The following is a 12955-nucleotide window of genomic DNA, read 5'->3' on the forward strand; positions in this document are numbered from 1 at the left end:
TTTCGTTGGGGATTTTTTCATTTCAAAACCTTAAATTTGCTGTCTCTAAATCTATTTAATTTAACACAGCGAAAGAATGTTTTACGATCATCAGTCGATTGAAAAAAAGTGGCAGAAATACTGGGAAGAAAATCAAACTTTCAAGAGCCAAGAGCCAAGAACCACGAACCGGGATGGAACCGATAACCCAAAATTTTATGTTTTGGATATGTTTCCGTATCCGTCGGGAGCTGGTTTGCATGTAGGTCACCCTCTCGGTTATATTGCTTCCGATATTTATGCAAGGTACAAAAGACACCATGGATTCAATGTGCTGCATCCCATCGGCTATGATTCATTCGGGCTTCCTGCAGAACAGTACGCGATTCAGACTGGTCAACATCCCGCAATTACCACAGAAGAAAATATCACTCGTTACGAGGAGCAGCTCAGAAAAATAGGTTTCTCTTTCGACTGGAGCAGGGAAGTGAGAACTTCGGATCCGTCGTATTACCGATGGACACAATGGATTTTCATTGAACTCTTCCATTCCTGGTACAATAAATCTACCGATAAAGCTGAATCAATTCAAACTTTAATTAAGCATTTCGATGAGCAGGGAACGGATAATTTGTCTGCGGTACAAAGTGATGATCTAAATTTCACTGCCGATGAATGGAAAGCAGCTTCAGAACTGGATCAGCAAGATATTTTGTTAAACTACCGTTTAGCTTTTCGTGCAGAAACGACGGTAAACTGGTGTCCAGCTTTGGGAACTGTCTTAGCGAATGACGAAGTAAAAGACGGGAAGTCTGAACGCGGCGGATTCCCCGTATATCAAAAAAAGATGATGCAGTGGAGTATGAGAATCACCGCTTACTCCGAAAGATTGTTACAGGGTTTAAAAAAAATCGACTGGCCGCAACCGCTGAAAGATTCGCAGGAATACTGGATTGGGAAATCAGTGGGGGCATCAGTAACTTTCCCCCTTTTCCCCAAAGCGGAGAGCAATTCTACAAATGAATCTCGACAAAATCAATCGCAAAAATATGGGTACTTAACGGGAGGCAACAACTCTGCTTTACTCATTAAAAAAGCACAAGAAAATAGAGACAACCAAACAGAAGCTGAAGCAATTCTTTGGGAACAGCTGAAATCAAGAAAATTGGATCATAAGTTTAGAAGGCAGCATTTGATAGCGGATTTTATTGTTGATTTTGTTTGTCTTTCTAAAAAGTTGGTTGTTGAGGTTGATGGTGGTTACCACACCGATCCTGAACAACAAATGGCAGATGAAGAAAGGACCAAGATCCTAATTAATGAAGGATTTGAAGTTGTAAGATTTAGGAATGAGGAAGTAATTGGCGATATTGAAGCGGTTCTGCAAAAAATAACAAATTCTTTAGAGAACCGACCTGATTTTAGAGAGGTTGAAGCAGAGAATCAGCCACAGCTAGCCCCTTTGGGGGAAAGCGGGATTACAGTCTTCACCACTCGTCCCGACACCATTTTCGGTGCGACATTCATGGTTCTGGCTCCTGAAAATCCTTTGGTTGAAAAACTCACCACTCCCGAACATAAAGCAGAAGTTGATGCATACATCGAAGAAACTTCAAGAAAAACAGAACGCGACAGAATGGCGGATGTGAAAAATGTTTCAGGCGCATTTACAGGAAGTTATGCCCAAAATCCTTTCACAGGAAAAGAAATCCCAATCTATATTTCTGATTATGTGTTAATGGGATACGGAACTGGAGCAGTGATGGCGGTTCCTGCACACGATGAGCGTGACCACCGTTTTGCAAAGAAATTCGGTTTGGAAATTGTGAATGTCATTAAAAACGATAATGACATCCAGAAAGAATCCTACGATTCCAAAGACTCGGTTTGTGTGAATTCGGATTTCCTGAACGGAATGAAATACGACGAAGCGAAAGCAAGAATCATCGATGAAATCACGAACCGCGGCATCGGTCACGGAACAACCAACTACAAACAGCGCGACGCTATTTTCTCGAGACAGCGGTATTGGGGAGAACCTGTTCCCGTTTTCTACAAAGAGGGAATGCCGTACACACTGCCTGTTTCAGCACTTCCGCTGGAACTTCCCGAAGTGGAGAAATATTTGCCAACCGAAGATGGCGATCCGCCTTTAGGAAATGCAAAAAATTTCGCTTGGGACGAGAAAAATGGTAAAGTTGTATCAGTCGATCTGATCGATAATGTAACTGTTTTCCCGATGGAGCTTTCTACAATGCCGGGTTGGGCGGGAAGTTCGTGGTATTTCCTAAGATATATGGATCCCAAAAATGATGAAGTTTTTGCCGACAAGCAAATCTCGGATTATTGGGGGCAGGTTGACCTCTACATCGGTGGAAGCGAACACGCGACAGGACATTTGCTTTATTCCCGTTTCTGGAATATGTTCTTAAAAGATAGAGGTTACATAAGCCAGGACGAACCATTCAAGAAACTCATCAACCAGGGGATGATTTTGGGGATGAGCGCGTTTGTCTTCAGAATCGATGGTACTAATAAGTTTGTTTCAAAAGGTTTGGCAAGTGATTATCAAACCCAAAAAATCCACGTTGATGTTTCTTTGTTAAAGGGAACTTCGGATGAACTCGACATCGAGAAATTCAAAAACTGGAGAGCCGACTTTAAAGATGCCGAATTTATTTTGGAAGACGGTAAGTATATCACCGAAAGGGAAGTGGAAAAAATGTCGAAATCAAAGTACAATGTGGTAAATCCCGACGACATTTGTGAAGAATATGGTGCAGACTGTCTTCGTCTTTATGAAATGTTCCTCGGTCCGCTTGAGCAGAGTAAACCTTGGAATACTCAGGGATTAAGTGGGGTTTACGGATTTTTGAAAAAATTCTATAACCTTTATTATAATGGCGACCAACTCGAGATTTCTGAAGAAGAGCCGACGAAGGAGGAGTACAAAGTGCTGCATACCTTAATAAAGAAGGTGGTTTCGGATATTGATAATTTTTCGTTCAACACCTCGGTTGCGTCATTTATGATCGCCGTAAACGAATTCCAAAAACTGAAAACCAATAAGAGAAAGATTTTGGAGCCGCTCGCGATTGTGGTTTCGCCTTATGCGCCGCACATTTCTGAGGAACTTTGGGAGAAGCTGGGACACTCCACTTCGATCGAGTTTGAGCCGTTCCCGGTTTTTGAAAGCAAATATCTGGTAGAAGACGAGATTGAGTACCCGGTAAGTTTCAACGGGAAAATGAGGTTCAAGATTACGCTTCCTGCGGAATTGTCGATTCCGGAGATTGAGAAAATTATCATGGCGGAAGAGAAAACCGCACAGCAACTCGGAGGAAATTTACCTAAAAAAGTAATTATCGTTCCGAAAAAAATTATTAATATTGTCAGCTAATAAAAGAGAGGTAATATTTTCTTTTGATCGGAATCGCAAAAAAAACGTGCATAATTCTTCAAATTTTTAAAGGTATTTTTAATATCGAAAATAATTGTCAAAATTGTTTTCATATTTTGTTGATAACGCAATGTTAATGATTCTTAACATTAAGAAAAATTGATTTCGATTAGGTGTAAATACTTGCATTATTAAATATTTTGACTTTAATTTACACCCTGAAAATTTCAAAAAAAATAACAATTATAATTTAGTTTAGTATGGAAATGAATGTTTCAAACAACGAGGAGCAAGTAGTTGCTAAAAAATTGGGTGGGTTAAATCCTTTTCTGATAATTCCTATCCTTATCGCGATCGGAGTTGCTATTTATTTATTTGTGTTGGGAAGCCCTGGAAACTTCAAGGCGGATCCAAGACTTAACGGTTTGTCGTCAGTAGCTTTCTCTGATTTGGAAACCAAAGAACTTCATCCGGACGGATTCCTCGGGATCATTTACATGGGTGGACCAATCGTACCGATTTTGATCTCTTTCATGATTATCGTAATCGTTTTCGCTATTGAGCGTGCATTAGTATTGAGCAAAGCTGCAGGTAAAGGAAACGTAGATAATTTCGTATTAAACGTGAGAAGATTGCTTAACCAAAACAAAATTGACGAGGCAATCGTGGAGTGCGACAATCAGCAAGGTTCTGTAGGAAACGTTGTGAAAGAAGGGCTTACTACTTACAAAGCGCTTTCTCACGATAACTCTATGAACAAGGAGCAAAAAATGGTTGCGCTGAACAAGTCTATCGAAGAAGCTACAACTCTTGAAATGCCAATGCTTGAGAAAAACATGATGATCCTTTCAACGCTGGGTACAGTTGCGACGCTTGTTGCACTACTTGGAACCGTAATCGGGATGATCAAGGCATTCCACGCGTTAGGTTCTGGAGGTGGTACTCCTGACTCTGCTGCATTATCAATCGGTATCTCTGAAGCACTTGTAAATACCGCTTTAGGTATTGGTACTTCTGCAGTGGCGATCATCATTTATAACTATTTTACTTCTAAAATTGACGGATTGACCTTCAAGATCGACGAGATCGCAATGTCTATCCAGCAGTCTTTCGCAGAATTCCACTAAGAATCTGCAAAGAGGTTGTGGCGCGCTTAACATTTAAAGCTTTGACGCGTCTAACCAAAAATTAGAAGTTTAATTAAATTAATCAATAAATAATGGCGAGAGTCAAACCAAAAAGACATAATATAAGGGTAGATATGACGGCGATGACCGACGTGTCGTTCCTACTCCTTACATTCTTTATCCTCACGGCTCAGTTTGCAAAACCTGATATCGAGACGATAAAAACGCCATCTTCTATTTCTGAAAAACTTCTTCCGGATGCGAGTTTGATGACCATTCTCAGCACCACCGACGGAAGATTCTATTTTACTCCTGTAGAAAACCCAACCGAAAGAATGGCGCTACTTGATAAGATGGGAGAGAAGTATGGTATGAAATTTAATGACCAGGAGAAGGTTGCCTTCGCAAATGTGCAGTCAATTGGTGTTCCGATGAACCAGCTTAAAGGATTCCTCGATTTGAAAGAGGAAGACAGAAAGGCATTCAAAAGCCCAACAGGAATCCCAATGGACAGTACCAACAAGCAGCTGATCGACTGGGTACAGCAAAGTCTCGCAGTAAACCCTGATTACAAATTGGCAATCAAGGGTGATGTGGAGACCAAGTACCCGAAAGTGAAGGCGCTTTTCGAAGGACTTAGAGACATCGATTTCCTAAAGTTCTGGTTAATAACAAGCCAAGAAGTTGGACCAAATAATTAAGAAATGGCAGAAGTACAAGTAAAAGACAACAGCGGGAAAGGCGGTAAGGTACGCTCGAAAAAGCAGGTGCCGCACGTGGATTTGACCCCAATGGTGGACTTGGCGTTCCTTTTGATCACCTTCTTTATGTTGGTAACAACTTTCAATAAACCGAACGTGATGGATTTGGGACTTCCGGCAAAACCGAAAGACAACCAAAAACCACCTGATACAGAAATTGACCTTACAAACTCGATTTCTATCATCATAGGAAAAGACAATAGAATTTTCTATCACCAGTTGGACAGAGCAGGACTCAATGTGCAGACACTGCAGGAAACAACTTTCGATAGAAATGGGATTACTAAAGTAATCGAGCAGGCAAAAGCCAACGCTAAAGATAAAGACAAGTTTACTGTAATTATCAAGCCAACGGACGACGCCGTATATAAGAACTTTGTAGATATTCTGGACGAAATGGCAATCACCAAAAACGAGATTTACGGGATCACCGATATCAAACCTTGGGAAGAAGCCATCTATAAGGAGAAATCAGGCGGCACCGCTGCTACGACTCCTCCACCGTCTAACTAAGAATGTGTACCAATAATTTCAAAAGAAAGAAAAATGGCAGAAGATTATAACTACAACAGTAATCTTACTTTAGATGAAATTGTATTTGAGAACAGAAATAAGGAGTATGGTGCCTATGATCTGAGAACAAGTCACCGGAAAATGCTTACCAAAGCTTTTATTTTGGGAACTGTATTGTTCTGTATCGCCGCAATCACCCCGTTTGTGATTATGAAGATCAAGCAGATGAATGCAAAGGAGACTACCGAGGTAAGTGCAAATTTGATCGATATTCTTCCTGAGCAGGAGCAGATTATAGAGCAGCCGAAGGACGAACCACCTCCACCACCGCCACCACCAAAAGAAGAACCAAAACAGGAAATCATCCAGAACGTGGTTCCAGAACCTGTGAAGGCACCGAAAGTGGAAACTCCACCGCCGCCAATTACTAAGCAGCTGGAAACAACTACAGGTTTGATTAACCAGGAAGGGGTGAAAACACCAACCTATACACCGCCGCCACCACCACCATCTACTGGTACAAAAACAGAGACAGTGGAAGTGAAGCCGCAGGTTTCTGAAACGCAGGTTTATACCGAGGTAGAGCAGTTGGCAGAATTCCCTGGTGGAATCAATGCTTTCCGAAGCAAGGTAAACAGCAACTTCGATACCTCAGTAATGAGCGGTGACGAAGGAGTGGTAAAATCAGAAGTTACCTTCGTAGTCGAAAGAGACGGAAGTATCACTGATGTTAAAGCAACAGGATCAAACTCAACCATGAATGCCGAAGCTGTGCGAACAGTGAAGTCTATCAAAAACAAATGGGCTCCGGCAAAAATCAACGGACAAGCAGTGCGTTATCGTTACCGACTTCCTTTGACCATGCAGTTTGAATAATAAGCAATTATTAAATTTCACATAAAAGAGAAGCAACTGCTTCTCTTTTTATTTTTTTTGTACTTTTGCGTTCATGATGTTTAACTGGTTATCAATAGTTGCGGGCTGCTTTTACGTAATTTTGGGAGTTACCGTAATTATTTATAAGTTTTTTGTCATTTATCTGGAAACTAATGTCGCTTATCCTCTAGGTGCACTGCTGATTCTTTATGGCATATTCAGAATTTTTAGGGCGATTTACAGAATGCGTCAAGATCGGGCGAACAATGAAGAGTAAGACACTGCTGTTTTTCTTGGGATTACTATTGTTCTTTTTTTCATGTAAGAAGAAGGAAAGAGTGGTGGATAATCCGGTGCAGGGCGAAATCACCATTTCGACTGACGAATCTTTTAAAAGTGTCGCGGAAGCGCTTACCGATCGGTACATGGCGTTATATCCCAATACCAAGATTAATCTTGAAATCAAGAAAGAGGATCTAGGATATCTCGATCTACTCGATAACAAAGTTAGGGTAGTCGTGATGTCGCGTGAGTTGAGTCAGAAAGAGAAGGATGCCTACAAAAGCAAAATCGATATGGACATGGTTCCGGCAAGATTTGCGGCAGATGCAGTGGTTTTTATCGTTCCAAAGAGTTCAACCAGAACAAGCATTTCCCTAAATGAAATCAAAGAGGAACTAAATTCGGATAACAAACGCATTGTTTTTGACGGCACGAATTCCAGCAACCTGAACTTTGTTGCCCAGAAACTCAATACCACGCCCGATAAATTAAAGTTTTCTATTATTAATGGTAATAAGAATGTAGTGGAACAGCTGAACAGCCATCCAGACAAGATCGGCGTTATCAGCTTGAACACCATAAGCAGACCTTACGACAAAGAATCGGAGGAGCTGCGGAACTCGGTGAAGCTCCTGTCTGTAACTGAAGGAAACAAAACATTGGAGCCCACTATAGCAAACATCAGAAACATGTCGTACCCATTCACGCGAGTTTTATATTTTCTGACTAATGAGCCCTATTTTGGGTTAGGGAACGGCTTGATCAGATTTTCCTGCATGCAGCTTGGTCAGATTGTTGTTTCCAAGGAAGGATTGCAACCCTACAACATTTTCGAAAGACAGGTACAAATGCGGTAGAACACCTAAATCACTGATAGATAATAAATTATTTATTTTGGTATAAAATTGGGTATATCAATAATGTTCAAACAAATATTTAAACAAAATAAAATGAAAGATATAATGAATTTTACAAAAAAAATCACCTTAGGGGTTGCAGTAAGCTTCTTGTCCGGTTTTGCCTTTGCGCAGACATTGCAGGAAGGTATTGCTAATGCAGACAGTCACAAATATGCCGCTGCTCGTCAGGTTTTCACCGATATGGTGACCAAATCTGCCACAGCTGAAAACTATTTCTACTTAGGAAACTCCTACCTAACTCAGTTCGAACCTAATTTCGAAAAAGCTTCGGAATATTTTAGCAAGGGTCTTCTTGCCGATAAAAAAAGTTTCCTGAACAGAGTGGGTGTAGCTTCGGTAAAACTGGGGAAAGGTGATCGATCCGCAATCAGCGAGATTCAGAACATTGTAAAAGATTCAAGGGAGAAAGACCCAGAAGTTCTCTACAGAGCGGCAGAAGCTTTGACGCTTTTCGGTGGAGCAGGATCTGCAGATACGGCAATCGACTTTCTGAACAAGGCAGTTGAAAAATCAGCAAAAAATGGAACACCAGCAAACTACTATTACACGTTGGGTGATGCTTATAGACTGAAACTGACAACAAGTCCGCAAGTAGCCGGTGCAGCTATGACTGCTTATGAAAAAGCTTTGCCAACCGCAAAAAACAAAGCTTCCGTATATACTCGTATAGGAACTCTTTGGATGCAGGCGCAGCAATGGCAGTCAGCAAAGCAAAATATTGACCGCGCAATTGCGACTGATGCAACTTATGCTCCGGCTTACAAAGCATTGGCGGCATACCACATCCGTTATCGTCAGAACGCTTTGGCTACCCAGGATTTGATCAATTATGCAAAATATGCTGATGAGGACAGCGATACTCAATTAGAGATTTCTAAACTGTTCTTTACTAATGAAGACTACGCCAATTCAAAAATTTACTTGGATAAAGTCTTCGACAAAGTAAATGACCCGATCAAATATAAACTGAGAGCATACCTACTTTATGCGGATGGTGATTACGTTGGAGCAAAAACCAGTATGGACAACTTTATTTCTAAAGCAGAAAAAACCAGAGTATTACCAGCAGATCAGGGTCTTGAAGGACTTTTAGCGGCAGCGCTGGCAAAAGATGAAAAAGATGCTGCAAAAAAAGCTGCACTAACAGCTGAGTCCCAGCAAAAATTGGCGATTGCAAAAGCAGCCAAAGACGAAACCATGAAATGGGACGATGAGCTTCTTAAAATCAAAGGAGGTGGCGGTATCACTCAGGCAGTAGTAGACGCTGGTCCAACCAATCCGCAGATTGAGGCGTTAAAGAAAACAGTTGCAGCAAACCAGCACGACACCGATGCGTTGTTTAAGTTGGCAAACGCTTACCAGGAAGTGAAGAACTGGAACGGAGCAATTATGTCTTGGCAGAAGATGAATTCTTTGTTGCCGGATTGGGCACCAGCTTATTACAGCTTAGGTTATTCTTATCAACAGGCAGGTCAGAACGAACTGGCGCAGCAATCATACGAAAAATTCATTTCCACGATTAAGCCAGCCGAGATGGATGCCAATAAAGAAATCCTTTCTTATGCGTACTTTGCGGTTGCATACCTCGTAAAAGATAATAATCCTGCGAAAGCGAAGGACTATGCGGCAAAATCCGTGCAGCTCAATCCAAGTTATCAGGATGCTGTAAACTTGAATAAGCAGCTTAACAAATAGATCAAAGCAAACACGCTTTGGAAATCCCAGTCGAAAGATTGGGATTTTTTTTTTTATCACGAGCATCAAATTTTTCGCTTCTTACAAAACTCCACCAGCTTTCCACTGTATCTTTTTTGTTTCGCCACCGCTAATTCCCTGGCAAAACAAAAAAGTATGCCGTTTCAATCTGGGCTATTAACTCCTGAAGGTCTTCTTTCGAAATTTTTCATTAAAATTTTCGCATCACTGAATCAGTAGGTTAGAATATTTATTTCTGTTTTTAGAAAAAAAATTTGGAGCTTATCAGAATCTTCGTATCTTTGCAGTCCCAATTCGAAACAATGATGCGGGGAGCGCAGGAGGGCGGGATGTTTAAGGATGACGGAAACAAAATCTCTGAAAGATTTCACGCTGAATAGAAGACAGTTAGGAATAATTTCAAATTTTTTTCTCAAAACATTTTGCCATATAGAAAATAGTTTATACTTTTGCACTCGCAAATCGGACGAAGCGGCAGAGCGGAGTCTGGATAGCGGAAGAACGGAGTTCATTGAAAGAAAAGATACAACAACCAAGTAAGGAAAAAAACCAAGGCGGAGTCATGACTTTGAGCGGGACGGACAAACATACAGTGGAGAGTTTGATCCTGGCTCAGGATGAACGCTAGCGGGAGGCCTAACACATGCAAGCCGAGCGGTATGGGTAGCTTGCTACCCAGAGAGCGGCGTACGGGTGCGTAACACGTGTGCAACCTGCCCCTATCCGGGGGATAGCCCTCCGAAAGGAGGATTAATACCCCATAATATATCTGGTGGCATCACTAGATATTGAAAACCCCGGTGGATAGGGATGGGCACGCGCAAGATTAGATAGTTGGCGGGGTAACGGCCCACCAAGTCGATGATCTTTAGGGGTCCTGAGAGGGAGATCCCCCACACTGGTACTGAGACACGGACCAGACTCCTACGGGAGGCAGCAGTGAGGAATATTGGACAATGGGTGGAAGCCTGATCCAGCCATCCCGCGTGAGGGACGACGGCCCTATGGGTTGTAAACCTCTTTTGTACGGGGATAAACCTATCTACGTGTAGATAGCTGAAGGTACCGTACGAATAAGCACCGGCTAACTCCGTGCCAGCAGCCGCGGTAATACGGAGGGTGCGAGCGTTATCCGGATTTATTGGGTTTAAAGGGTCCGTAGGCGGGCCCGTAAGTCAGTGGTGAAATCTCGCAGCTTAACTGCGAAACTGCCATTGATACTGCGGGTCTTGAGTGGATTTGAAGTGGCTGGAATAAGTAGTGTAGCGGTGAAATGCATAGATATTACTTAGAACACCGATTGCGAAGGCAGGTCACTAAGGTCCAACTGACGCTGAGGGACGAAAGCGTGGGTAGCGAACAGGATTAGATACCCTGGTAGTCCACGCCGTAAACGATGCTAACTCGTTTTTGGGCCGCAAGGTTCAGAGACCAAGCGAAAGTGATAAGTTAGCCACCTGGGGAGTACGTCCGCAAGGATGAAACTCAAAGGAATTGACGGGGGCCCGCACAAGCGGTGGATTATGTGGTTTAATTCGATGATACGCGAGGAACCTTACCAAGACTTAAATGGGGATTGACAGGTTTGGAAACAGACCCTCCTTCGGGCAATCTTCAAGGTGCTGCATGGTTGTCGTCAGCTCGTGCCGTGAGGTGTTAGGTTAAGTCCTGCAACGAGCGCAACCCCTGCCAACAGTTGCCATCATTCAGTTGGGGACTCTGTTGGGACTGCCTACGCAAGTAGAGAGGAAGGTGGGGATGACGTCAAATCATCACGGCCCTTACGTCTTGGGCCACACACGTAATACAATGGCCGGTACAGAGGGCAGCTACCACGCGAGTGGGTGCGAATCTCGAAAGCCGGTCTCAGTTCGGATTGGAGTCTGCAACTCGACTCTATGAAGCTGGAATCGCTAGTAATCGCGCATCAGCCATGGCGCGGTGAATACGTTCCCGGGCCTTGTACACACCGCCCGTCAAGCCATGGAAGCCGGGGGTACCTGAAGTCGGTGACCGTCAAAGGAGCTGCCTAGGGTAAAACTGGTAACTAGGGCTAAGTCGTAACAAGGTAGCCGTACCGGAAGGTGCGGCTGGAACATCTCATTTTAGAGACTATACGTCAAAAAACATCAAGCGCCCGCGCGAAGTTTTTCGCCTTGGTTTTTTTACTCGGTTGTATATCAAAAAAAATAAAACCCACTAGTATTGGTACAGGGAGGAGATTAATATGCAGTCTCGTAGCTCAGCTGGTTAGAGCGCTACACTGATAATGTAGAGGTCGGCAGTTCGAGCCTGCCCGAGACTACTAATTACGGCGGTTGGCAAGTGGCTTATAGCAGCTGGCAGGAAAGCCAATAGCAATAAGCAAATCGCCAGAAGCTACTAGAGGGGGAATTAGCTCAGCTGGCTAGAGCGCCTGCCTTGCACGCAGGAGGTCAAGGGTTCGACTCCCTTATTCTCCACGGTTTTGGAAGACTGGTTTAAATGTTACGGACGGAGCCAAAAACAACGTCTGTTCACCGGTTGGACAAGAAGAAAAAAAGATCATTGACATTGACGGTAAAGACATCACAAAGAGAAAACCGAGCGCCTTCGGGCGCCGAGTATAAAAAATATACTAATTATAACAATTAGGAAGGAAATCGTTAAGGGCGTATGGCGGATGCCTAGGCTTTCAGAGGCGACGAAGGACGTGGTAAGCTGCGAAAAGCCGCGGGGATCGGCACACACGAATTGATCCGCGGATATCCGAATGGGGCAACCCAATACATTGAAGATGTATTATCCCGCGAGGGAGGCAAACCCGGAGAACTGAAACATCTAAGTACCCGGAGGAAAAGAAATCGAAGAGATTCCGTAAGTAGTGGCGAGCGAAAGCGGATTAGCCCAAAAGCTCTTATATGTTTAGTGGAACGTCCTGGAAGGGGCGATCATAGAAGGTGACAATCCTGTACACGAAAGGCATATTAGGGTGATAAATGAGTAGGGCGGGACACGTGAAATCCTGTCTGAATATGGGGGGACCATCCTCCAAGGCTAAATACTCCTGAAAGACCGATAGTGGACAAGTACCGTGAGGGAAAGGTGAAAAGCACTCCGAATAGGAGGGTGAAAGAGAACCTGAAACCGTACGCCTACAAGCGGTCGGAGCCCCGCACATGCGGGGTGACGGCGTGCCTTTTGCATAATGAGCCTACGAGTTAATTTTACTGGCGAGCTTAAGCGCTTCAGGCGCGGAGGCGGAGCGAAAGCGAGTCTGAACAGGGCGCATAGTCAGTGGGATTAGACGCGAAACCTTGTGATCTACCCATGGGCAGGCTGAAGCTTTGGTAACACAAAGTGGAGGGCCGAACCGGTTGACGTTGAAAAGTCTTCGGATGA

At 43.3% G+C, this 12955-nt stretch carries 7 protein-coding genes, 2 tRNA genes and 2 rRNA genes (1 of these 11 only partly in view); all 11 read left to right on the forward strand.

Annotated features, from left to right (window positions below):
• Nucleotides 1-76 precede the first annotated feature (76 nt).
• Nucleotides 77-3379 carry a leucine--tRNA ligase gene (gene leuS, locus MTP09_RS01865; protein WP_243550113.1) on the forward strand — a complete coding sequence of 1101 codons (3303 nt, stop codon included), beginning with the start codon at nt 77-79 and terminating at the stop codon, nt 3377-3379.
• A gap of 260 nt (nt 3380-3639) precedes the next feature.
• A complete protein-coding gene (locus tag MTP09_RS01870; protein WP_243550114.1) occupies nt 3640-4506 on the forward strand; it encodes a MotA/TolQ/ExbB proton channel family protein in 867 nt (288 codons plus the stop codon).
• A 92-nt stretch (nt 4507-4598) separates the two neighbouring features.
• Nucleotides 4599-5207, forward strand: coding sequence for an ExbD/TolR family protein (locus tag MTP09_RS01875; protein WP_243550116.1), 609 nt, complete (start codon nt 4599-4601; stop codon nt 5205-5207).
• 3 nt (nt 5208-5210) lie between these two features.
• Nucleotides 5211-5780, forward strand: a complete 570-nt coding sequence (locus tag MTP09_RS01880) for an ExbD/TolR family protein (protein ID WP_243550118.1) — start codon at nt 5211-5213, stop codon at nt 5778-5780.
• Between the two features lie 33 nt (nt 5781-5813).
• Nucleotides 5814-6656: an energy transducer TonB gene (locus MTP09_RS01885; protein ID WP_243550119.1), complete on the forward strand. Its 843-nt coding sequence runs from the start codon at nt 5814-5816 to the stop codon at nt 6654-6656.
• A 266-nt stretch (nt 6657-6922) separates the two neighbouring features.
• Nucleotides 6923-7795 (forward strand): PstS family phosphate ABC transporter substrate-binding protein, encoded by an 873-nt coding sequence (locus tag MTP09_RS01890; RefSeq protein WP_243550121.1) that lies wholly within the window; start codon nt 6923-6925, stop codon nt 7793-7795.
• 93 nt (nt 7796-7888) lie between these two features.
• On the forward strand, nt 7889-9553 hold the full coding sequence (locus tag MTP09_RS01895; RefSeq protein WP_243550123.1) for a tetratricopeptide repeat protein: 1665 nt from the start codon (nt 7889-7891) through the stop codon (nt 9551-9553).
• Nucleotides 9554-10163: 610 nt separating this feature from the next.
• Nucleotides 10164-11680: ribosomal RNA gene (locus tag MTP09_RS01900) — 16S ribosomal RNA — on the forward strand.
• Between the two features lie 125 nt (nt 11681-11805).
• Nucleotides 11806-11879 (forward strand) — tRNA-Ile (locus MTP09_RS01905).
• A gap of 83 nt (nt 11880-11962) precedes the next feature.
• Nucleotides 11963-12036, forward strand: a tRNA-Ala gene (locus tag MTP09_RS01910).
• Nucleotides 12037-12209: 173 nt separating this feature from the next.
• Nucleotides 12210-12955, forward strand: a 23S ribosomal RNA gene (locus tag MTP09_RS01915) (it continues 2013 nt past the right edge of the window).
• Together the 16S and 23S rRNA genes with 2 tRNA genes alongside form the textbook arrangement of a ribosomal RNA operon.

The sequence above is a fragment of the Chryseobacterium suipulveris genome (assembly GCF_022811685.1).
GTDB lineage: Bacteria > Bacteroidota > Bacteroidia > Flavobacteriales > Weeksellaceae > Kaistella > Kaistella suipulveris.

Bases quoted from the DNA above. Each gene is read 5' to 3' on its own strand.
- leuS (WP_243550113.1), top strand. From the start codon at position 77: ATGTTTTACGATCATCAGTCGATTGAAAAAAAGTGGCAGAAATACTGG.
- MTP09_RS01870 (WP_243550114.1), top strand. From the start codon at position 3,640: ATGGAAATGAATGTTTCAAACAACGAGGAGCAAGTAGTTGCTAAAAAA.
- MTP09_RS01875 (WP_243550116.1), top strand. From the start codon at position 4,599: ATGGCGAGAGTCAAACCAAAAAGACATAATATAAGGGTAGATATGACG.
- MTP09_RS01880 (WP_243550118.1), top strand. From the start codon at position 5,211: ATGGCAGAAGTACAAGTAAAAGACAACAGCGGGAAAGGCGGTAAGGTA.
- MTP09_RS01885 (WP_243550119.1), top strand. From the start codon at position 5,814: ATGGCAGAAGATTATAACTACAACAGTAATCTTACTTTAGATGAAATT.
- MTP09_RS01890 (WP_243550121.1), top strand. From the start codon at position 6,923: ATGAAGAGTAAGACACTGCTGTTTTTCTTGGGATTACTATTGTTCTTT.
- MTP09_RS01895 (WP_243550123.1), top strand. From the start codon at position 7,889: ATGAAAGATATAATGAATTTTACAAAAAAAATCACCTTAGGGGTTGCA.